This window comes from Pseudomonas sp. NCIMB 10586, from assembly GCF_023127895.1.
GTDB lineage: Bacteria > Pseudomonadota > Gammaproteobacteria > Pseudomonadales > Pseudomonadaceae > Aquipseudomonas > Aquipseudomonas synxantha_A.
This window is the reverse complement of record NZ_SPKQ01000014.1, coordinates 14,803-34,283: the sequence shown is the minus strand read 5'-3', so window position 1 is coordinate 34,283 and position 19,481 is coordinate 14,803. Positions and strand designations below refer to the sequence as shown.

At 60.8% G+C, this 19,481-nt stretch carries 19 protein-coding genes; 9 read left to right on the top strand and 10 right to left on the bottom strand.

Annotated elements, in window-relative coordinates; translation table 11 throughout:
* Nucleotides 1–5: 5 nt before the first annotated feature.
* The 6 genes from E4P01_RS07010 to E4P01_RS06985 form a co-directional block, all read right to left on the bottom strand.
* Nucleotides 6–662 carry a DedA family protein gene (locus E4P01_RS07010; protein WP_003194521.1) on the bottom strand — a complete coding sequence of 219 codons (657 nt, stop codon included), beginning with the start codon at nt 660–662 and terminating at the stop codon, nt 6–8.
* Between the two features lie 307 nt (nt 663–969).
* A complete protein-coding gene (locus E4P01_RS07005) occupies nt 970–1,428 on the bottom strand; it encodes a GNAT family N-acetyltransferase (RefSeq protein ID WP_005791806.1) in 459 nt (152 codons plus the stop codon).
* A gap of 89 nt (nt 1,429–1,517) precedes the next feature.
* The gene (eutC, locus tag E4P01_RS07000) at nt 1,518–2,354 is read right to left on the bottom strand and encodes an ethanolamine ammonia-lyase subunit EutC (protein WP_103734867.1); all 837 of its coding nucleotides are present in this window, start codon (nt 2,352–2,354) and stop codon (nt 1,518–1,520) included.
* Nucleotides 2,351–3,745: an ethanolamine ammonia-lyase subunit EutB gene (locus tag E4P01_RS06995; RefSeq protein ID WP_216090351.1), complete on the bottom strand. Its 1,395-nt coding sequence runs from the start codon at nt 3,743–3,745 to the stop codon at nt 2,351–2,353. Before E4P01_RS06995 ends, eutC begins: the two co-directional genes overlap by 4 nt.
* A gap of 52 nt (nt 3,746–3,797) precedes the next feature.
* Nucleotides 3,798–5,231, bottom strand: a complete 1,434-nt coding sequence (eat, locus tag E4P01_RS06990) for an ethanolamine permease (RefSeq protein WP_103734866.1) — start codon at nt 5,229–5,231, stop codon at nt 3,798–3,800.
* A 207-nt stretch (nt 5,232–5,438) separates the two neighbouring features.
* On the bottom strand, nt 5,439–6,959 hold the full coding sequence (locus E4P01_RS06985) for an aldehyde dehydrogenase family protein (RefSeq protein WP_005791797.1): 1,521 nt from the start codon (nt 6,957–6,959) through the stop codon (nt 5,439–5,441).
* A gap of 271 nt (nt 6,960–7,230) precedes the next feature.
* On the opposite strand from E4P01_RS06985, the gene E4P01_RS06980 reads away from it, so the two are divergent.
* The 5 genes from E4P01_RS06980 (at nt 7,231) to E4P01_RS06960 (ending at nt 12,853) form a co-directional block, all read left to right on the top strand.
* The gene (locus tag E4P01_RS06980) at nt 7,231–9,141 is read left to right on the top strand and encodes a sigma-54-dependent Fis family transcriptional regulator (protein ID WP_078822424.1); all 1,911 of its coding nucleotides are present in this window, start codon (nt 7,231–7,233) and stop codon (nt 9,139–9,141) included.
* 651 nt (nt 9,142–9,792) lie between these two features.
* The gene (locus E4P01_RS06975) at nt 9,793–10,491 is read left to right on the top strand and encodes a hypothetical protein (protein WP_248129954.1); all 699 of its coding nucleotides are present in this window, start codon (nt 9,793–9,795) and stop codon (nt 10,489–10,491) included.
* A 109-nt stretch (nt 10,492–10,600) separates the two neighbouring features.
* A complete protein-coding gene (mpl, locus tag E4P01_RS06970) occupies nt 10,601–11,950 on the top strand; it encodes a UDP-N-acetylmuramate:L-alanyl-gamma-D-glutamyl-meso-diaminopimelate ligase (protein WP_216090349.1) in 1,350 nt (449 codons plus the stop codon).
* Nucleotides 11,947–12,576: a flavin prenyltransferase UbiX gene (ubiX, locus tag E4P01_RS06965; RefSeq protein WP_005791790.1), complete on the top strand. Its 630-nt coding sequence runs from the start codon at nt 11,947–11,949 to the stop codon at nt 12,574–12,576. The genes mpl and ubiX overlap by 4 nt, the downstream gene beginning before the upstream one ends.
* On the top strand, nt 12,569–12,853 hold the full coding sequence (locus tag E4P01_RS06960; protein ID WP_032879282.1) for a YceK/YidQ family lipoprotein: 285 nt from the start codon (nt 12,569–12,571) through the stop codon (nt 12,851–12,853). Before ubiX ends, E4P01_RS06960 begins: the two co-directional genes overlap by 8 nt.
* A gap of 121 nt (nt 12,854–12,974) precedes the next feature.
* Here E4P01_RS06960 and E4P01_RS06955 read toward each other — a convergent pair whose 3' ends face one another.
* The 3 genes from E4P01_RS06955 to E4P01_RS06945 form a co-directional block, all read right to left on the bottom strand.
* Nucleotides 12,975–13,616, bottom strand: a complete 642-nt coding sequence (locus tag E4P01_RS06955) for an oxidoreductase (RefSeq protein ID WP_103734863.1) — start codon at nt 13,614–13,616, stop codon at nt 12,975–12,977.
* Nucleotides 13,617–13,645: 29 nt separating this feature from the next.
* Nucleotides 13,646–15,364 carry a C13 family peptidase gene (locus E4P01_RS06950; RefSeq protein ID WP_032879284.1) on the bottom strand — a complete coding sequence of 573 codons (1,719 nt, stop codon included), beginning with the start codon at nt 15,362–15,364 and terminating at the stop codon, nt 13,646–13,648.
* A 105-nt stretch (nt 15,365–15,469) separates the two neighbouring features.
* The gene (locus E4P01_RS06945) at nt 15,470–15,925 is read right to left on the bottom strand and encodes a MaoC family dehydratase (RefSeq protein ID WP_005791783.1); all 456 of its coding nucleotides are present in this window, start codon (nt 15,923–15,925) and stop codon (nt 15,470–15,472) included.
* 185 nt (nt 15,926–16,110) lie between these two features.
* Here E4P01_RS06945 and E4P01_RS06940 point away from each other — a divergent pair, with 185 nt between their 5' ends.
* From E4P01_RS06940 to E4P01_RS06925, 4 genes are all read left to right on the top strand, one after another.
* Entirely contained in the window at nt 16,111–16,464 is a 354-nt protein-coding gene (locus E4P01_RS06940; protein WP_005791782.1) for a CidA/LrgA family protein, read from the top strand.
* Nucleotides 16,461–17,177 (top strand): LrgB family protein, encoded by a 717-nt coding sequence (locus E4P01_RS06935; RefSeq protein ID WP_005791780.1) that lies wholly within the window; start codon nt 16,461–16,463, stop codon nt 17,175–17,177. Before E4P01_RS06940 ends, E4P01_RS06935 begins: the two co-directional genes overlap by 4 nt.
* Before the next feature lie 22 nt (nt 17,178–17,199).
* On the top strand, nt 17,200–17,790 hold the full coding sequence (locus tag E4P01_RS06930; protein WP_032879285.1) for an LON peptidase substrate-binding domain-containing protein: 591 nt from the start codon (nt 17,200–17,202) through the stop codon (nt 17,788–17,790).
* 100 nt (nt 17,791–17,890) lie between these two features.
* A complete protein-coding gene (locus E4P01_RS06925) occupies nt 17,891–18,106 on the top strand; it encodes a hypothetical protein (protein ID WP_032881203.1) in 216 nt (71 codons plus the stop codon).
* On the opposite strand, the gene E4P01_RS06920 is transcribed toward E4P01_RS06925, so the two are convergent.
* Nucleotides 18,100–19,416 carry a bifunctional DedA family/phosphatase PAP2 family protein gene (locus tag E4P01_RS06920; RefSeq protein ID WP_216092155.1) on the bottom strand — a complete coding sequence of 439 codons (1,317 nt, stop codon included), beginning with the start codon at nt 19,414–19,416 and terminating at the stop codon, nt 18,100–18,102. The two genes, E4P01_RS06925 and E4P01_RS06920, sit on opposite strands and share 7 nt — an antisense overlap.
* Nucleotides 19,417–19,481: the final 65 nt, after the last annotated feature.

The window sequence follows — 19,481 nt, the reverse complement described above, 5'->3', positions numbered from 1 at the left end:
GGCAATCAGTGTGGGTTGGCTTCGGAGGACGTGCGGCCAAAGCGGCTGCGCACTACGCCAATGATCATTGGCACCAGGGACAACAGAATGATGAACACCACTAGCAGCGACAGGTTTTTCTTGATGAAGGGCACGTTGCCGAAGAAGTAGCCCAGGGTCACCAGGCCACCGACCCAGAGGATGGTGCCGAGTACGCTGAACCCGAAGAAGCGCGGGTAGGGCATTTTGGCCACGCCGGCGACGAACGGCGCGAAAGTGCGCAGGATCGGCAGAAAGCGCGCCAGGGTCACGGTCTTGCCACCGTGCTTGTCGTAGAAGTCGTGGGTCTTTTGCAGGTAGTCGCGGCGGAAGATCTTCGAGTTGGGGTTGCTGAACAAGCGTTCGCCAGCCGTTCGTCCTATGACGTAGTTGGTGCTGTCGCCGAGGATCGCCGCCAGCATCAGCAGGCCGGCCAGCAGCACTGGGTCCATACCGCCGCCAGCCGCTACGGCGCCAGCGATAAACAGCAACGAATCACCCGGCAGGAATGGCATGACCACCAGGCCGGTCTCGCAAAAAATCACCAGGAACAGAATGGCGTAGATCCACGGACCGTAGTTGGTTACCAGCATGTCGAGGTAAACGTCGAGATGCAGGATAAGGTCAAGCGGGTTGAAATCCATGGATGGCACCTGTGTGAATGGCCCGGCTCAGCGGGCCAGTGCGGGGACGACGGGTAATAAGGCTACAAGTGTATGTCGTGGTTCTTACAACCTTGAGAGGTCCGCATTATACGGATTGAATGGTGAAAAGCGTGTGGCTTTTGTAGCGGGGAGTGTCGTGAAAGTGTGAAGCGGTTGGCTTGGTTTTTTGTGGGAGGGGGCTTGCTCCCGATTGCGGTGGGTCAGGGACAAATTCGTTAACTGACACCCCGCCATCGGGAGCAAGCCCCCTCCCACAAGAGATCTACAGTGTTTGGGGGATTAGGGGTCAGTCTTCGTTGATCGGCAGCACGTAGTTCTTGAACTCGGTGTCTTCACGAAAGCCTATGGACTCATAGGTCTTCTGCGCCACTTCATTGTCGCTGCTGGTGGATACCCGCAATCGTACGGCCTGGGTTTCCTTGGCCATCTTCTTGGCCGTGCGCATCAGGTTGTCCGCCACCAGTTGCCGGCGGGCATCCTCGGCTACATAGATATCATTGAGGATCCACACCCGTTTCAGCGACAACGAGGAAAAGCTCGGATACAGCTGGCAAAAGCCCAGCAGTCGCTTGTCATCATCATCGGCCAGGGCCAGGTAGATCACCGATTCCTTGCGTCGCAGGCGCTTTTCCAGGAAGGCCCGGGATGAATCCGGGAATGGCAGGGCCCCGTAAAACTCGCGGTATTTGACGAACAACGGGGTCAACAGGTCCAGGTGTTCCAGGGTCGCTTGAGTAATCCGCATGCCAGGCCTCAACTTCCAAATGGGGTATGACCACGCGAGCGGCCGTGACTTGATGCTGCCTAATGCGGCAAAAAAGCGCAATCGTGCCGCTATCGGTCACTCGGTGGGCTGAGCAGGAAATTGCCCTTCATCAAGTCCGGGTCGTCGGATTCAAGCGTCTGAACCTGTGCCTCATCCTTGAGGTTGACCCCCGACAGTTGCCGGCGACACGCCTCGCGCATCAAGTACAACAGGCGATGGGCCGCCATGCCATAGCTCAAGCCTTCCAGCCGCACATTGGAGATGCAATTGCGATACGCATCGGTGAGGCCCACCTTGGGGTTGTAGGTGAAGTACAGGCCCAAGCTGTCCGGCGAGCTGAGCCCCGGCCGTTCGCCGATCAGGATCACCACCATTTTGGCGCCGAGTAATTGCCCGATTTCATCGGCCACTGCCACGCGGCCTTGTTCCACCAGTATCACCGGTGACAAGGACCAGCCTTCGGCGTGGGTCTGTTCCTCCAGGCGCGTCAGAAACGGAGCCGTATGCTTATGCACCGCCAATGCCGACAGGCCATCGGCCACCACGATGGCCAAATCCACGCCACCCGGGTACGCCGAAGCGTAGTCGCGCAAGGTTTGGGCCGACTCATCGCTCAAGCGTCGCCCAAGGTCCGGGCGTTGCAGGTACATATGCCGGTCCGTGGCGGCGCTGCGCAGCAACAGGCTGTCGCGGCCACGTTCGGCCAATTGGCCGCTGAGCCCGGCATGGTCGAAGGGCAGGTGCACCGCATCCCGCGCCTGGGCGTGGGCAAACTGGAAGTCCAGCTGGGCACTGGTAGGAATGCTGGTGCCGGTGCGGCCCAGGGCGATGCGCGCCGGGGTCAGGCGGCGTAATTCCAGCCACGGGTTGTCAGGCAATTCTGGTTGCACGGTCGGCTCCTTCATCCCAGTTGCGCCAGAGCGTGGCGAAACGCCGGTGGCAGGCTGTTGCCGAAGTGCACTTTGCCGCCTTCTTGCGTGAAGATGCCCATTTTCGCCAGCCACTGTTCAAACTCCGGCGCCGGTTTTAAACCCAATGTTTGCCGGGCGTACAAGGCGTCGTGGAACGAGGTGGTCTGGTAGTTGAGCATGATGTCGTCGGAGCCGGGGATGCCCATGATGAAGTTGATGCCGGCAACGCCGAGCAGGGTCAACAGTGTGTCCATGTCGTCCTGGTCGGCTTCGGCGTGGTTGGTGTAGCAGATATCACAACCCATGGGTACGCCGAGCAGCTTGCCGCAGAAGTGGTCTTCCAGACCGGCGCGGATGATCTGCTTGCCGTTGTACAGGTACTCCGGGCCGATAAAACCGACCACGGTATTGACCAGGAACGGCTTGAAGTGCCGGGCCACGGCGTAGGCACGGGTTTCACAGGTTTGCTGGTCGACCCCAAAGTGCGCATTGGCCGACAACGCACTGCCCTGGCCGGTTTCGAAATACATCAGGTTTTGCCCCAGGGTGCCGCGCTTGAGGCTCAGGCCGGCTTCGTAACCTTCCTGCAGCACGCTCAGGCTGATGCCGAAACTGGCGTTGGCGGCCTCGGTGCCGGCGATCGACTGGAACACCAGGTCCAGCGGCACGCCACGGTTGATCGCCTCGATGGAGGTGGTGACGTGGGTGAGTACGCAGGCCTGGGTGGGGATTTCGTAGCGCTGGATGATCGCGTCGAGCATCTCCAGCATGGCGCAGATCGAGGCGATGCTGTCGGTGGCCGGGTTGATGCCGATCATGGCGTCGCCGTTGCCGTAGAGCAGGCCGTCGAGAATACTCGCGGCAATGCCTGCTGGTTCGTCGGTGGGGTGGTTAGGCTGCAAGCGCGTGGACAAGCGCCCGCGCAGGCCCATGGTGCCGCGAAACTGGGTGACCACGCGGATCTTCTGTGCCACCAGCACCAGGTCCTGTACGCGCATGATTTTGGACACGGCTGCCGCCATTTCCGGTGTCAGCCCCGGCGCCAGTGCGCGTAGGGATTGTTCATCAGCCGCGTCACTGAGCAGCCAGTCGCGCAGGCCACCGACGGTGAGATGGCTCACCGTGGCAAAGGCCTGTTTGTCGTGGGTGTCGATGATCAGCCGGGTGACTTCGTCGCTTTCATAGGGAATCAGCATTTCTTCCAGGAAGTGCTTCAGGGGTGTATTTGCCAGCGCCATCTGGGCGGCGACCCGTTCGCCATCATTTTGCGCAGCGACACCGGCCAGGAAGTCGCCGGAGCGCGCCGGGCTGGCTTTGGCCATCAGATCCTTGAGGCTGTCGAAGCGATAGGTGTGTGCACCCACCGCGTGGGAAAAACTTGCCATACAGTGTCTCCTTGACGACGCGAGCAGGCGCCCGCGCCGAGGTTTACGGCACTTAGTGCAGGGCGGCCTCTGCGGCCTGGATCGCCGCGAATTCTTCTTCGGGCGTGCCTGCTACCAAGTGATGCCGGCTGTAGAAAGCAAAGTAAGCAATTAATACTCCATAGATGACCGCCGCGCCAATCACCACGCGTGGGTCAACCAAAAAGCCTGCTACCACGGCCACGCAGGCCAGTACCAGCGCCACGCCCGAGGTGAAGATGCCGCCCGGCGTGCGGTACGGGCGCTCCATTTTAGGGCGGCGGATGCGCAGGGTGATGTGCGCAGCCATCATCAGCACGTAGGAAATCGTTGCGCCAAACACCGCCACCAATATCAGCAAATCGCCCTGGCCGGTCAGCGACAGGCCGAAACCGATAATCCCGGGAATCACCAATGCCAGTACTGGCGCCTTGCTCTTGTTGGTCTCGGACAATTTGCGCGGCAGGTAGCCAGCGCGCGACAAGGCAAAAATCTGCCGCGAGTAGGCGTAGATAATCGAGAAAAAGCTTGCGATCAAACCGGCCAGGCCAATCAGGTTGACGAAGCTGCCCATCCAGGTCGAACCGCCATAGGACAGCGCCAGGGCTTCCACCAACGGGTTACCGGATTTGATCAGCGCATACGTGCCTGCACCGCCCGGCGCGATCACCAGGATCAACAGGGCAAAACTGGTCAGCACCACAATCGCGCCGATCAGCCCACGAGGCAGGTCGCGCTTGGGGTTCTTGGTTTCTTCAGCGGCCAGGGGCACGCCTTCTACCGCGAGGAAAAACCAGATCGCATAAGGGATCGCCGCCCACACGCCCACATAGCCGAACGGCAGGAAGCTACTGGCGCCTTTGGCCTCGGTCACCGGAATATCCAGCAGGTTGGCGACGTTGAAGTGCGGCACCATCGACACCAGGAATACGCCCAAAGCGATCGCGGCGACGGCGGTGATGACAAACATCAGCTTCAAGGCTTCGCCGACACCAAAAATATGGATGCCGATAAAGATGATGTAGAACGCCAGGTAGATCATCCAGCCGCCAATGCCGAACAGCGACTCGCAGTAAGCGCCGATAAACACCGCAATTGCGGCGGGGGCGATGGCGTACTCGATCAGGATCGCGGTGCCGGTGAGGAACCCGCCCCAAGGGCCAAAGGCGCTGCGGGCAAAACCGTAGCCACCGCCGGCGGTGGGGATCATCGAAGACAGTTCGGCCAGGGAGAAGCACATGCACAGGTACATGGTAGCCATGAGCAATGTGGCGAGGAACATGCCGCCCCAGCCACCCTGGGCCAGGCCGAAGTTCCAGCCTGCATAGTCGCCGGAGATGACGTAGGCGACGCCAAGGCCGACTAACAGCACCCAGCCGGCAGCGCCTTTTTTCAATTCTCGTTGTTGAAAGTAATCGGTGCCGACTTTTTCGAAGTCGACCGAAGAACTCGTGGGTTCGCTGGGCATGGGAAGTACCTTCCATTCTTATTGTTTTCAACTCGGCCGGTGTGTGCCGAATGCGCATCGCAAGTACTTATGAAGATCCAAATGTGGGAGGGGGCTTGCTCCCGATAGCAGTGGGTCAGTGACTCATACTTGCACTGACACTCCCCGATCGGGAGCAAGCCCCCTCCCACCCTTGATTGCATTTCAAAGGTGGGAGGGGGTGTGGGGTTAGAAAAAGCCCAACGGATTAATGTCGTAGCTCACCAGCAGGTTTTTGGTCTGCTGGTAGTGATCCAACATCATCTTGTGGGTTTCGCGCCCTACGCCAGACTTCTTGTAACCGCCAAACGCGGCGTGCGCCGGGTACAGGTGGTAGCAGTTGGTCCACACGCGACCGGCCTTGATCGCGCGGCCCATGCGGTAGGCGCGGTTGATGTCGCGGGTCCACAGGCCGGCGCCCAGGCCGAACTCGGTGTCGTTGGCAATCGCCAGGGCTTCGGCTTCGTCCTTGAAAGTGGTGATGCTCACCACCGGGCCGAAGATTTCTTCCTGGAACACACGCATGTCGTTGGTGCCCTTGAGCAGGGTCGGCTGGATGTAATAGCCGGTGGCCAGATCGCCAGTGAGCTTTTCAACCTTGCCGCCGGTCAGCAGTTGCGCGCCTTCGCCCTTGGCGATTTCCAGATAGGACAGGATCTTGTCAAATTGCTGCTCGGACGCTTGGGCGCCGACCATGGTGTCGGTGTCCAGCGGATCGCCACGCTTGATCGACTCGACCTTCTTCATCACCACTTTCATGAAGTCGTCGTAGATCGACTCCTCCACCAGGGCGCGGGATGGGCAGGTGCACACTTCGCCTTGGTTGAAGAACGCCAGCACCAGGCCTTCGGCAGCTTTTTCGATGAATGCAGGTTCCGCTTTCATGATGTCGGCGAAGAAGATATTCGGCGACTTGCCTCCCAGCTCAACGGTAGACGGAATGATGTTCTCGGCCGCCGCATGCATGATGTGCGAGCCCACCGGGGTAGAGCCGGTGAAGGCTATCTTGGCGATACGTTTGCTGGTCGCCAGGGCTTCGCCGGCTTCCTTGCCGAAACCATGCACCACGTTCAGTACGCCTGGCGGCAACAGGTCGCCGATCAGTTCCATCAGTACGCTGATGCCCAGCGGGGTTTGCTCGGCGGGCTTGAGCACCACGCAGTTGCCGGCGGCCAGGGCCGGGGCTAGTTTCCAGGCGGCCATCAGCAGCGGGAAGTTCCACGGGATGATCTGGCCGACCACGCCCAGTGGTTCGTGGAAGTGATAGGCGGCAGTGAGTTCGTTGATTTCGGCGCTGCTGCCTTCCTGGGCGCGAATGCAGCCTGCGAAGTAGCGGAAGTGGTCGGCGGCCAGGGGGATGTCGGCGTTGAGGGTTTCACGCACGGCCTTGCCGTTGTCCCAGGTTTCGGTGATAGCCAGCAGTTCGAGGTTCTGCTCGATACGGTCGGCGATTTTCAGCAGTACCAGCGAGCGGTCCTGGGCGCTGGTTTTGCCCCAGGCGTCAGCGGCAGCATGGGCGGCGTCCAGAGCCTTGTCGATGTCTTTGGCGGTGGAGCGCGGGAAGTCTGCGATAGGTTTGCCGTTGACCGGCGAGGTGTTGGAGAAGTAGTTGCCATCGACCGGCGCAACGAACTCGCCGCCGATGTAGTTGCCGTACTTGGCCTTGAACGAAACGATGGCGCCTTCGGTACCGGGGTGTGCATAACGCATGGTGGGCATCTCCTGCTTTTATGTTTATCGGAGTACAGCGCTGCAAGCGCGTTATAAAGCGTAGAGCAAAGGTTGGGCCAGTGCGTGCGGGCCAGGTAAATCAAGGGTTTGGTTTTGTTTACAAGGCATGAATGTGGCCGGGGCGATACAGGTGGGGTGACAGCTTGTACCGCAAACGGTACAGCCTGTGACCGATGGGTCGGCCCGGGATTGCAATGGCCGGATGGCTGGTGGATGCTGGGCGCTCTCACGCAGGGAGAATAATAAGAACATGCACAACGATCATTTCAGTCGCCATGCCCAGCAGGTTCTCACCGTCACCCGGGGGCAAGAGCCGCTTCAAGGGCCGGGCAGCGATCCCTCCATCGCCCGTTCCTGGCTGCGTTGCGTTGAGGACTACCACCTCGACCCCGCGCTGACCGTTGCGCCCACCGTGCTTGAGCATGGCCGCCTGCTGGAAAGCCGCGAACGCCTGCGGCAGGTGCTGCATATCGCCGGCAACGAAATGAACAGCCTGCACCAGCAACTCTCGGGGGCCGGTCATGCGGTGCTGCTCACCGATGCCCGGGGGGTGATCCTCAACTGTGTCACCGCGCCGTCCGAGCGCAAGATTTTCGAACGCGCCGGGCTGTGGCTGGGCGCCGACTGGAGTGAAGCTTGCGAAGGCACCAATGGCATCGGCACCTGCCTGGTGGAGCGTCAATCCCTGACCATCCACCGTGACGAGCATTTTCGCGGCCGCCATACCGGGCTGACGTGTTCGGCGAGCCCGGTGTTCGACCCTCACGGTGAATTGCTGGCGGTGCTGGATGTGTCCTCGGCCCGCGAAGCCGTGTCGCGCCAGAGCCAGTTCCACACCATGGCGCTGGTGAACCTGTCGGCCAAGATGATCGAAAGTTGCTACTTCCTGCGCCACTTCGAACACCATTGGCTGCTGCGTTTTCACCTCCAGGCCGAGTCGGTCGGGTTGTTCAGCGAAGGCTTGCTGGCGTTCGATGGCGAAGGGCGCATTTGTGCGGTGAACCAGAGCGCCCTGAACCTGTTGGGGCAGCTACGCGGCGGCTTGGTGGGCCAGCCGGTGGACGCGTTTTTCGACTGTTCCCTGGATCAGTTGCTAGGGCGGGCCAGCGCGAGTGCCACGGCCAGTTGGCCGCTGCGTAGCCGCGATGGTCGGCCTCTATTTGCAGCGCTGCGAGGCCAGCCCCGCAGTACGCCGGCCCCGGTCGTCAAGCCGCAGGCGCCACGCCCACTGGGTATTTGCCTGGGCGATCCGGCGTTGCAAAATGAGCTGCGCAAGGCCTCGCGAGTATTCGAACGCGACGTGCCCTTGCTGATCAACGGCGAAACCGGCTGCGGTAAAGAGGCTTTCGCCAAGGCCGTGCACCAGGCCAGCCAGCGAGGCGACAAGGCCTTTGTCGCGCTGAACTGTGCGGCCATTCCGGAAAACCTGATCGAGTGCGAGTTGTTTGGCTATCGCGCCGGCAGTTTCACCGGCGCCCTTAAAGAAGGCATGCGCGGCAAGCTGCAACAGGCCGACGGCGGTACGCTGTTTCTCGACGAAATCGGCGATATGCCACTGGCGCTGCAAACCCGCTTGTTAAGGGTGCTGGAGGATCGCCTGGTGGTGCCTATCGGCGGCGAACCTCAAGCCGTGAACCTGCGCATCATCAGCGCGACGCACCGTAATTTGTTGGAGCGTGTGGCCGATGGCAGCTTTCGCGAAGACCTGTATTACCGCTTGAGCGGCTTGGAAGTCGCCTTGCCGCCGTTGCGCGAACGCACTGACAAGGCGCAATTGTTGGACTTCCTCTTGGCCCAAGAGGCCGGCACCGAACAGGTGATGCTAGACGAGTCGGCGCGCCAGGCTTTGTTGGCATTCCCCTGGCCCGGCAACCTGCGACAGTTGCGTACGGTGTTGCGCACGGTGGTGGCGCTCTGTGAGGACGGCCGAGTCGGGCTTGACGACTTGCCGGCATTGATTCGTCAGGCGCAGCCGCTGGGGGCGAGGGTGGATGCGCCGTACGCCTTGCCACTGGAAAGCGCCGAGCGTCAGGCATTACTCGGTGCGTTGGCGCAGCAGCGCTGGCATATGAGTCATGTGGCTGAACAGTTGGGGGTCAGTCGCAATACGCTGTACCGCAAGTTACGCAAACATGGAATCTCAAGGGACTCCACCCATTAAGGGAGTGCGACACCTGTCGGAATAACTCAGTTATTGCCGATGGCTCAAGTTTTGTCGCACAGGCTTTAAGGTTTTTTATCGCGCCATGTACTCACGTCGCCCCGGAACGCTGCACGTTGTTTTAAGCACTGATGGAATAAGGGCAGAGCATCACGTGCCCTTAATCACAGTTGTTTGAAACTTCTAGGGTGACAACACATGAACATTACAAGTCCAATAACGACTCCTGTGCTACAACTCCCTGTTCAACTTGACGTTACGCTCACGTCCCAACCGCAACCCTTAACCGCGGGCTGGGGCGAACCGATGGACCCCACTCAGCTTGAGCCTGGCACGCAGTTGTCTGCGCAGGAGACTGATCAAACGCCGAAGGTGCGCATCAAGCGTGGAATTTTTGGACGGCGGTTCGGGGGAGGATCCCGCCCCACGCCTCACGTGCCGCCCACGCCATCGCCCAGAGTGCCGCCTGCTCCGGTCAGTCCCTCGCCCACCCGGCCCCAAACCACGGCGGGTGGGAAAAAGCCGACGACAAGCCACGAAACCCCTGGTGCCAGTGCGACCGCGGGCAGTTCAAGCCAGTCAACCGCAGGTAGACTCAAGGACGTGCTGACCAAGGGGCCTCAGACGCCCCCCCGCGGTGGGACCGCCCCTGTGAAACAGGACGATTCACCCAAGGTCAGCATGGCCGATGTCACCCAGCGACTGTTGGATGCCGACAGGCTGGTCAAAGCGGGCGTTATTTCTACATCACCCTCTACCAGCAAGACGGTCAAGGACGCGTTCATCAATGCAGGCGTCAATGGTATGGTCAGCGCGCCGATCAATGTGGGGGCGTATGCCGGGTCCGTGGCCGCGGGGGAAGCGATCAAGGGCCAATACGTGCCGTCGCCAGTGGCGCCACCGCCACCGCATTTGCCCGGCGTTGCACAGCCCGATCAGAAGCCCGTGCCGCAAACCGTTGCGCCACCCGCACCCGATGAGCCTGCGCCGGGAGCCACGCGCCATCTGGATCGGGTAGAGAAAGTGGTGCTGGAGTTTGCCAATGTCGTCATGACGCTGGCGTCGGGCAGCACCGCAGACCGGCTTGCCATTGGCGACGCCTGGCCCAAGGAGCGTGGGGCACGCTTGACTAACCTGGAGCAGTTACTGAGCGTTTCAGAAACCCATATGAGGCAAGTGGCTGAGGACAACGGCGTTATTTTCAAACCTCACATCGAGTCGTCAACATCTCCCAGTACCGGGGGACGCTTAGGCGTAATAGAGCGTCGGTATGACGCGATGGAAAAAGCGGCCGAACGAATCATGACCTTGAAAGACGCTGAGCTTAAAAAAGCTGGCACCACGGTTTAAGACATCCCTTTTGCCCGTCGGATCCTACCGGCGGGCGTTTCGCCCTCAGCTAAAGCGTGCGAACTTTCCCACCCTACGCTAACCTGCCTCGATGTTTACGAGGTCGACTATGCACATTCATATTCTGGGTATCTGCGGTACGTTCATGGGTTCGATGGCGGTTCTGGCCAAAGAGCTGGGCCATCACGTTACGGGCTCCGATGCCAATGTTTATCCGCCCATGAGCACGCAGCTGCAGGCGCAAGGTATCGAGCTGACCCAAGGTTACGACCCCTCGCAATTCGACCCGGTGCCGGATCTGGTAGTGATTGGCAACGCCATGTCCCGCGGCAACCCAGCGGTCGAGTACGTACTGAACAAAGGTTTGCCTTATGTCTCCGGCCCCCAGTGGCTGGCGGATCATGTGTTGCAAGGTCGCTGGGTACTGGCGGTGGCCGGCACTCACGGCAAGACCACCACCAGCAGTATGCTCGCCTGGGTGCTGGAACATGCGGGCATGAGCCCGGGCTTCCTGATCGGCGGCGTGCCGCAGAATTTCTCGGTGTCGGCGCGCCTGGGCGATACGCCGTTTTTCGTGATCGAAGCCGATGAATACGACAGCGCGTTTTTCGACAAGCGCTCCAAGTTCGTCCACTACCGTCCGCGCACAGCGATCCTGAATAATCTGGAGTTTGATCACGCGGACATCTTTCCCGATCTGGCGGCTATTGAGCGGCAGTTTCATCACTTGGTGCGTACCATCCCGAGTGAAGGCCTGGTCATCCACCCGACCACTGAACCGGCGTTGCAGCGCGTGATCGACATGGGCTGCTGGACGCCGGTGCAGACCACCGGTGTGGACGGGCAATGGCAGGTCAAGTTGCTCAGCGAAGACGGCTCCCGGTTTGAAGTGCTGTTCGAAGGCCAAGCCCAAGGCGTCGTGGAGTGGGATATGACCGGCCAGCACAATGTTGCCAACGCGCTGGTAACCCTGGCGGCTGCACGGCATGTCGGTGTGGTGCCGGCCATGGGCATCGCGGCCTTGAGCGCATTCAAAAGCGTCAAGCGGCGCATGGAAAAAGTCGCCGACGTGAATGGGATTACCATCTACGACGACTTTGCCCACCATCCAACAGCTATCGCCACTACGCTCGACGGCCTGCGCAAGCGCGTTGGCGATGCCCAAATCATTGCGATCGTCGAACCGCGCTCCAACTCCATGAAGCTGGGTGCGCACCGCGATGGCCTGCCGGAAAGCGTCAACGACGCCGACCAGGTGGTCTGGTACGCGCCTGCCAACCTTGGTTGGGACCTGCCGGGGATCGCTGCTCTGTGCACCGTGCCTTCGACCGTGTGTGATTCGCTGGAAGGCATCATTGAGCATGTGAAGCACTTGGCCAGGCCCGGCACCCATGTGGTAGTCATGAGCAACGGCGGCTTTGGCGGCTTGCACGGCAAGCTGGCCGAGGCGTTGAAATGAGCGGCCCCGAACGTATCACCCTGGCAATGACCGGCGCATCCGGCGCGCCTTACGGCCTGCGCCTGCTGGATTGCCTGGTACGTGAAGACCGTGAAGTGCACTTCCTGATTTCCAAGGCCGCCCAATTGGTGCTGGCGACCGAGACGGATGTGCAATTGCCGGCCAAGGTGCAGATGATGCAAGCGTTCCTCACCGAATACACCGGTGCGGCGGCGGGGCAGATCAAGGTCTATGGCAAGGAAGACTGGATGTCGCCCGTAGCTTCGGGCTCCGGCGCGCCGGCGGCGATGGTGGTGGTGCCATGCTCCACCGGCACCCTGTCGGCGATTGCCACGGGCGCCTGCAATAACCTGATCGAAAGGGCGGCGGACGTGACCTTGAAGGAGCGTCGCCAATTGATCCTGGTACCGCGCGAAGCACCGTATTCGAGTATTCACCTGGAACACATGCTCAAGTTGTCGAACATGGGCGTGACCATCTTGCCCGCGTCGCCGGGTTTCTATCACCAGCCGCAGACCATCGATGACTTGGTGGACTTCGTGGTGGCGCGCATTCTCAACCTGCTGAACATTCCCCAGGACATGCTGCCGCGCTGGGGCGAGCACCATTTGGGCGGTGATGAATAAAACGCTGCTGCTACTACTGGCGCTGCAACTGACGGGCTGCGCCACGGCGCGCACCCTGGACGCCGCGCAAGCGGGCGCGCCTGTGGTGTATGCCGGTACGCGCCTGGATTTGTATGCGATCAATGGCGGCTGCTGTGCCAAGGACCGCTTTGGTGCCGAGGCGCCCACCTATCCTCATATCGACCTGCCCGCCAGCGCGCTGCTCGATACGCTGCTGTTGCCACTGTCGTTGTTGACCGTGCTGGGTGTGGGCTTCAACGCCACTGGCGGACTCTGAGAACTACACGAACCCAATGTGGGAGGGGGCTTGCTCCCGATGGCGCCGTGTCAGGCAACTACATTGTTGCTGACCCACCGTCATCGGGAGCAAGCCCCCTCCCACATTTGGATTGGCGTTCTTACTTGCCGAGCTTGCGCAGCTCATCCGACTCCACCACCCGTACGCCATCCTGTTCTTCCAGCGCCAGGCGCCACATGGCGCGAGCCAGTTCGCAGACTTCGATGCCGTGGTACTTGCCCGGAATCAAACGCGACAACGGCCCGGCCAGCTGTTCGGCCAGACGCGGTTCCAGCCGCTCCCCCAGCAGCAAGGAAGGTCGCACGATGGTCAGTTGCGGCCAGTCCTGGGCTTTGAGTGCCTGCTCCATTTCGCCCTTGACTCGGTTGTAGAACACTGAGGATTTCGGGTCGGCGCCGATCGCACTGATCACGATCAGATGCCGCGCACCCAGTTCCCGAGCGCGCTTGGCGAAGGCCACCACCATGTCCAGATCGACCGCACGGAACGCCGCTTCCGAGCCGGCTTTCTTGATCGTGGTGCCCAGGCAGCAAAAGGCCATGTCCACCCGGCCGCTCAGTTGCGGCAGGAACACCGCAGGGTCGCCCACCGGGTTTTCCAGGCGTGGGTGTTCAGCCAGCGGCTTGCGGCTCGGCGCCAGTACACGGGTCACGGTGGGTTCGTTGAGCAGGCGATCAAGCAGGTGTTCGCCGGTGAGGCCAGAGGCCCCGGCCAGCAAGATATGCTGAGGTGTCAGGTACATGATGTTTCCCCCTTGTTACACGTTACAGCTTAGTTGCCTTTGGCTTCCTTGCTATTCATTGAGACGCTTTCGAGCGCCTTTCGTGCCTGCTGTTTGCGTAATAGTTGCCAATGGGCGATCACGCCTTTGGGCGCCCATATCTGCGGTTCCGAGGCTTCGAAGTTGTCCGCCTGTTCGCGTTCGGCCACATGCAGTTGTGCCAGTTTGAACGCGTGTTGCAAATCGTCCGTTTGGTTGAAGGCTTGTGCGAAAAGGGCATCGCCAAAGTAGGTAAAGTCCGCCTCTTCTGAACAGCCAAAGGACACGCGATCCGCACGGGATGCCGTCATGATCAGCGTGCGCTCATCTTTCAGGGCCGGAATGAAACCGCCGGAGTAGCAGGCGGAAATCACGATGATCTTGTCGCGGTTTTTCAACGGCGCCAGCACGGCGGCCAGTTCATCGGCGGGCAGGTCGGCCAGTTCCATGCGCGGCTGGTCGAGCACCAACTCATGTTCATGGGTGCCGTGGCTGGTCAAGTAGATGAACACCAGGTCTTCGGGCCCGGTACGTTCGGCCAGGGTTTGCACGGAACGCCTCAGGCTTTCGCGGGTGGCCAGCGGACGGTCGGCGATGTGGTCACGGTGGTTGACCAGGCGGACCTGCCCGCGTGCGCCGAAGCGGGTGGTGAGCAGGTTGCTGACGTAATCGGCTTCGCGCAGGAACACGCTTTGCTTGCCATCACCTGCCAACGCCAACGTATAAAGCTCGACGGCAGGTGTCGAGGCCGGCACGGCGGCCAGGGCCTCGTCGAGCAAGCGGCCTTGGGCCAATAGGCCGGTTTCCAGTGGGTCGGGCAGCAACTTGCCATCGGCATCGCGCACGCGCAGGCCATTGACCCAGGTGCCGGCCTGCACGGTGCCGTCGGTGAGCACGAGGGTGCCACGCCCCTGATAGTTGTCGCTGTCGAAGCCACCGATATAGAAGCTGCCATCGGTGAGGTTCAAGCGCCCCTCACCGGTAAAGCGCCAGTCACTGAACTGACCGACGTAGTGGCTGCCATCGGCGCCAATCAATTCGCCTTTGCCACTGAGGGCGCCTTCCTTGAACTGGCCGATCCATACGTCGCCGTCGGCGTTTTCATAGCGGCCTTTGCCGTTGAGTTGGTTCTGCTTGAATTGGCCGATATAGATATCGCCCTCAGCGCTATTGAAGGTGCCATTGCCTTCCAGTTGGCCATCGACAAAGTGGCCGCTGAACTGATTGCCGCTGTCGTCATTGCGCTGGCCTTCGCCATTGGGCTTGCCGTGGGCAAATTGGCCCTGGTACTGGCTGCCATCGGCCAATTCCAGGCGACCGAGGCCTGCGTACTGGTCGTCCTTGAACTCGCCGCGATAGGTCATCTGCCCTTCTTTGAGGGTGCCTTCGCCATTGCGTCGACCGTTCTTGAAGCTGCCGACATAGCTGCTGCCCGTGGTAGTCAAGCTGCCCTGGCCATCAAACAGGCCCTGCTGGAACTGGCCTTTATAGACTTCGCCATTGCTGCCATGCCATTCGCCCTGGCCGTGCCACTGGCCTTTATCGAACTGGCCGGCGTACCAACTGCCGTTGGGGTAGTCCACGCGGCCCTGGCCTTGCAGCAGGCCGTTGACCACATCGCCACGGTAGCGGCCGCCATCGGGCAGGCGCGCATCGGGCGGCAACAGCGATTCGCCGTCTCCGCAAGCGGTCAGCAACAGGGCAAGGGCAAGGGGAGCGAGTGGGCGCATAGCGGGATCCGGATAATTGAGCGCCGAGTATGCCGCAGCCGCGAGATTCATACATAAATTTACATACACTGTGGCAAGGTTTATTGCCTCGCCACAGGGTCGGCCTTACACGAAGCAGAGTGACAGCGACTCGGCAATATAGGCAGGTTTCTCCTGGCCTTCGATTTCCAGGGTGGCGGTGGCCTTGAACAGCCATTGGCCGGGTTTTTTCTCGGTGACGTCGGTGAGCGTGACGTTCAGGCGCACCTTGGAGTCGACCTTCACCGGCTGGATGAAGCGCACACTGTCCAGGCCGTAGTTGACGGCCATTTTCAAGCCCTCGGGCATGATCAGGATGTCTTCCATCAGCTTGGGCATCAGTGACAGTGACAGGAAACCGTGGGCGATGGTGCTGCCGAACGGGGTTTGTGCGGCCTTGACCGGGTCGACGTGGATGAACTGATGATCGCCGGTGGCCTCTGCGAACAGGTTGATGCGCGCCTGGTCGATGGTGAGCCATTCGGAACGTCCCAGTTCCTTGCCGACATAATCTTTGAGCTGCGCTACGGGTACATAGGGCATTGCGTCTCTCCTGGGTTCATCATTTTTATCCCCCGTTGATAAGGGGTTTTATATGGGATACAGAGAACCAATGTAGATCATCATGGGCAAATGGCCCGGTCAACCCAACATGCTTTTGGCGAATGCCTGGGCATAGGGCGGGCGTGCTTATAATGCGCATGGGCTTTGAGGGGGGAGAGAGCGGGATGCTGTTACGTGGCCTGACTTGGCTGGTGCTGTTTCAATTGATCGGTACGGCGATCAATCATTTGCTGTTGCCGGTACTGCCGGGGCCGATCATCGGGCTGCTGCTGATGCTGGGCTTTCTGGTCTGGCGCGGTGAAGTCGGCGAGCCGCTGAGCCTGGCGGCCGGCAGCCTGTTGCGTTATCTGCCGTTGCTGTTGGTGCCGCCCGCCGTGGGAGTGATGGTCTACGCCAAGGACATTGTCGCGGACTTCTGGGCTATCGTCGGGGCGCTGGTGTTGTCGCTGGTGATCGCCATGGGCTTTGTCGGTGTGCTGATGCAGCAGATGGTCAGGCGCAAGGAGAAGGACCAATGATGCTTGACTGGCAGGGCGCCTGGACGGCGGTCATTCATCATCCGTTGTTCGGCATCGGTATCACCCTGGGCGCCTATCAGTTGGTGCTGGCGGGGTACGAGAAAACCCGCTGGATCTTCCTGCAACCGGTGCTGGTGTCGATGTTGCTGGTGATCGGTGTGTTGCTCGCCTGTGGCCTGAGTTACGCCGAGTACCGCGAAAGCACCGAGATCATGGGGATCCTGCTGGGGCCTGCGACGGTGGCATTGGCGGTACCGCTTTATCTCAACCTGCGGCGGATTCGCCAATTGTTCTGGCCGATTTTTACTACGCTGGTGGTAGGCGGGGTGTTGGCTACCGGCTTGTGTGTGCTGTTGGGCTGGTGGTTTGGTGCCGAACACAGGGTGCTGATGACCATGGCACCCAAGTCGGTGACGTCGCCGATTGCCATGCTGGTCGCCGAACAGATTGGTGGCGTGGCGGCATTGGCGGCAGTGTTTGTACTGATCACCGGGGTGGTCGGCGCGATGATCGGCCCGGCGTATCTGTCGCGCCTGGGCGTGCACAGCCCTGAAGCGCGGGGCATGGCGCTGGGCATGACCGCCCATGCGGTCGGCACCTCGGTGGCCCTGCAGGAAAGCGAAGAGTGCGGCGCCTTTGCGGCGCTGGCCATGAGCCTGATGGGCGTGGCGACGGCGGTGTTTCTGCCGTTGGCCGTGTCGGTAATTGTTTAACCCGGGTTTTAAGGAAACCGTTATGAGTCTGGCGCTGTTCCCACTCAACACTGTGCTGTTCCCAGGCTGCACCCTCGACCTGCAGATATTTGAGGCGCGCTACCTGGACATGATCAGCCGCTGCATGAAAAAGGGTGAAAGCTTTGGTGTGGTGTGCATCTTCAATGACCAGGAAGTGGGCATAGCCCCGGACGGCTACGCGCTGATCGGCTGCGAAGCGTTTATTCGCGACTTCAAACAGCAGGACAATGGCCTGCTGGGGATTCGTGTCGAGGGTGGCCGGCGTTTCCGCGTACTAGACGTCACGGTGCAGAAAGATCAATTGCTGGTGGCCGAGGTTAAATGGTTGGAGGAGATGCCGGATCGGCCTCTGGAAGAAGAGGACGCCGACTTGCTGGCGCTGCTGGAGGCCCTGGCGGAGCACCCGATGGTGGCTTCGCTGGAGATGAACGCCCATGCCGAAAGCCAGCAGGCCCTCGGCAACCAACTGGCGTACCTGCTGCCGTTTACCGACGCCGATAAGGTCGACTTGCTGCGAATTGACGATCCGCAGCAGCGGCTGGATGCCATTCAGATGTTGCTGGATGAATTGCAGGGTGAGTTGTTCACCTGAGATACAGAATTTTCTGCGGTTGCTTTCGGATTTTGCTACGTCATTTCAGGCGCGGCGCCTGCAATATTTTCCGATCACACCATAATGATCGGGGATGACCATGATTCGTCTGACACCATCGGAACAAGTCGCCTGGGACACGTATTTTGTCAGCGTGACCACGCAATTGCTCCAGCAGGACGCCACCCGGGGCGCAGAGTACATCGCAGAGCGCGCCGCCGACATTGCCGACGAGATGCTGCTGGAGCGACGCGAGCGTTGCGTGGAGCGTCGCTCTGCTTCAGTGGACTGGATTGGCCCGGCCAAGGGTCAGTAGGCGTACCTGAGCAATGCATGGGAGGTGCCGGTGAATGCAATGAAGCCGAGCACCGCCACCACCGCCGGCAATACCAGCCACCAGGCTTTTTGCGTCATTGCCGGCAGCGGGCTGCGGTACTGGATCACGGTCAGGCTGAACGCACACACCGTCATGGCCAGTAGCGTGCCTGCGAGGATGTCGCTGGGCCAGTGAGCGCCCAGGTACACCCGCGACAGAGCAATGAATGCGGCGGGTATGCAGCCCAGCAGCATCCAGGTCAGGCGCAACCGCGTGGGTTGGCCGCGACCGGCCAATACCGCGAGCGCCAGGAAGAACGCAAAAGCGCCGGAGGCATGGCCGCTGGGCATACTGAAACTGGTCAACGGGTCGGTCAGAATCTCCGGGCGGCCGCGGGCAAAAAACAGCTTGGTGCCGGTGTTGATCACCGCCGCGCCTGCCAGGGTCGCTCCCACAAACAGCGCGTGGCGCCATTGCCGGGCCACAAACAACAGGACGGTGAACACCGCGCTGGCGACGAACATTTTCTTGAACTCGCCCAATTGCGTGATCCGCACCATCACCTCATCCAGCCACGGGCTGCGATGCTCCTGCACCAGGGCGCTCAGGCCCTGATCGAAGTCATTGAGATGCGGGTAGCCGATAAACAGCGCGATCAGCAAGGTCAGGCTGGCACAACCGATCCACAACGTTGCGCGACGATGGGCGCGCAGGCTGCTGTTCAAACTTAATCCCAACAGCGCCGCCAGGCACGCCGCGACAATCGCCGCTTCCGGCCAGAAACCTTCCGGCAAGGGCAGGCGGAACGCGGCACCGGCTGCCCAGCCCGGCAGCAGATACGCCACTGACCAACCGGCGGCGGCGATCAGGCTGACGATCGCAAAGCGCGGGAACGGCATGTCGCACATACCGGCGACCATCGGCAGCATGGGCCGCAATGGCCCGATGAAGCGTCCGACCAGCAGGCTGGCGATGCCGTACTTGTGGAAGTAGGTTTCTGCGCCATTCATCCATTCCGGATGATGTCGCAGGCCCGGCAAGCGCCGGATGTTCTGATGGAAATGTCGGCCCAGGTAGTAGGAAACCCCGTCGCCCAATAGTCCGCCGAGGAAGCCCAGCAGCAGGGTTTCACTCAGTGACAACGCACCGCTGCCGGCCAGTGCGGCAATCGCAAACAGCAATACCGTGCCCGGCACGATTAGCCCGGCAATGGCCAGGCACTCCACGCACGCGACAATAAACACCGCGGCTGCCAGCCATTGCGGGTTCAGGGTCAGCCAGCCGGTGATGCTATCGAGCCATTGGCCCATACAATCCACTCCATAATGAGACGGTGAATTTCCACTGTGGGAGCTGGCTTGCCTGCGATGGCTGC

Bases quoted from the DNA above. Each gene is read 5' to 3' on its own strand.
- E4P01_RS07010 (WP_003194521.1), bottom strand. From the start codon at position 662: ATGGATTTCAACCCGCTTGACCTTATCCTGCATCTCGACGTTTACCTC.
- E4P01_RS07005 (WP_005791806.1), bottom strand. From the start codon at position 1,428: ATGCGGATTACTCAAGCGACCCTGGAACACCTGGACCTGTTGACCCCG.
- eutC (WP_103734867.1), bottom strand. From the start codon at position 2,354: ATGAAGGAGCCGACCGTGCAACCAGAATTGCCTGACAACCCGTGGCTG.
- E4P01_RS06995 (WP_216090351.1), bottom strand. From the start codon at position 3,745: ATGGCAAGTTTTTCCCACGCGGTGGGTGCACACACCTATCGCTTCGAC.
- eat (WP_103734866.1), bottom strand. From the start codon at position 5,231: ATGCCCAGCGAACCCACGAGTTCTTCGGTCGACTTCGAAAAAGTCGGC.
- E4P01_RS06985 (WP_005791797.1), bottom strand. From the start codon at position 6,959: ATGCGTTATGCACACCCCGGTACCGAAGGCGCCATCGTTTCGTTCAAG.
- E4P01_RS06980 (WP_078822424.1), top strand. From the start codon at position 7,231: ATGCACAACGATCATTTCAGTCGCCATGCCCAGCAGGTTCTCACCGTC.
- mpl (WP_216090349.1), top strand. From the start codon at position 10,601: ATGCACATTCATATTCTGGGTATCTGCGGTACGTTCATGGGTTCGATG.
- ubiX (WP_005791790.1), top strand. From the start codon at position 11,947: ATGAGCGGCCCCGAACGTATCACCCTGGCAATGACCGGCGCATCCGGC.
- E4P01_RS06960 (WP_032879282.1), top strand. From the start codon at position 12,569: ATGAATAAAACGCTGCTGCTACTACTGGCGCTGCAACTGACGGGCTGC.
- E4P01_RS06955 (WP_103734863.1), bottom strand. From the start codon at position 13,616: ATGTACCTGACACCTCAGCATATCTTGCTGGCCGGGGCCTCTGGCCTC.
- E4P01_RS06950 (WP_032879284.1), bottom strand. From the start codon at position 15,364: ATGCGCCCACTCGCTCCCCTTGCCCTTGCCCTGTTGCTGACCGCTTGC.
- E4P01_RS06945 (WP_005791783.1), bottom strand. From the start codon at position 15,925: ATGCCCTATGTACCCGTAGCGCAGCTCAAAGATTATGTCGGCAAGGAA.
- E4P01_RS06940 (WP_005791782.1), top strand. From the start codon at position 16,111: ATGCTGTTACGTGGCCTGACTTGGCTGGTGCTGTTTCAATTGATCGGT.
- E4P01_RS06935 (WP_005791780.1), top strand. From the start codon at position 16,461: ATGATGCTTGACTGGCAGGGCGCCTGGACGGCGGTCATTCATCATCCG.
- E4P01_RS06930 (WP_032879285.1), top strand. From the start codon at position 17,200: ATGAGTCTGGCGCTGTTCCCACTCAACACTGTGCTGTTCCCAGGCTGC.
- E4P01_RS06925 (WP_032881203.1), top strand. From the start codon at position 17,891: ATGATTCGTCTGACACCATCGGAACAAGTCGCCTGGGACACGTATTTT.
- E4P01_RS06920 (WP_216092155.1), bottom strand. From the start codon at position 19,416: ATGGGCCAATGGCTCGATAGCATCACCGGCTGGCTGACCCTGAACCCG.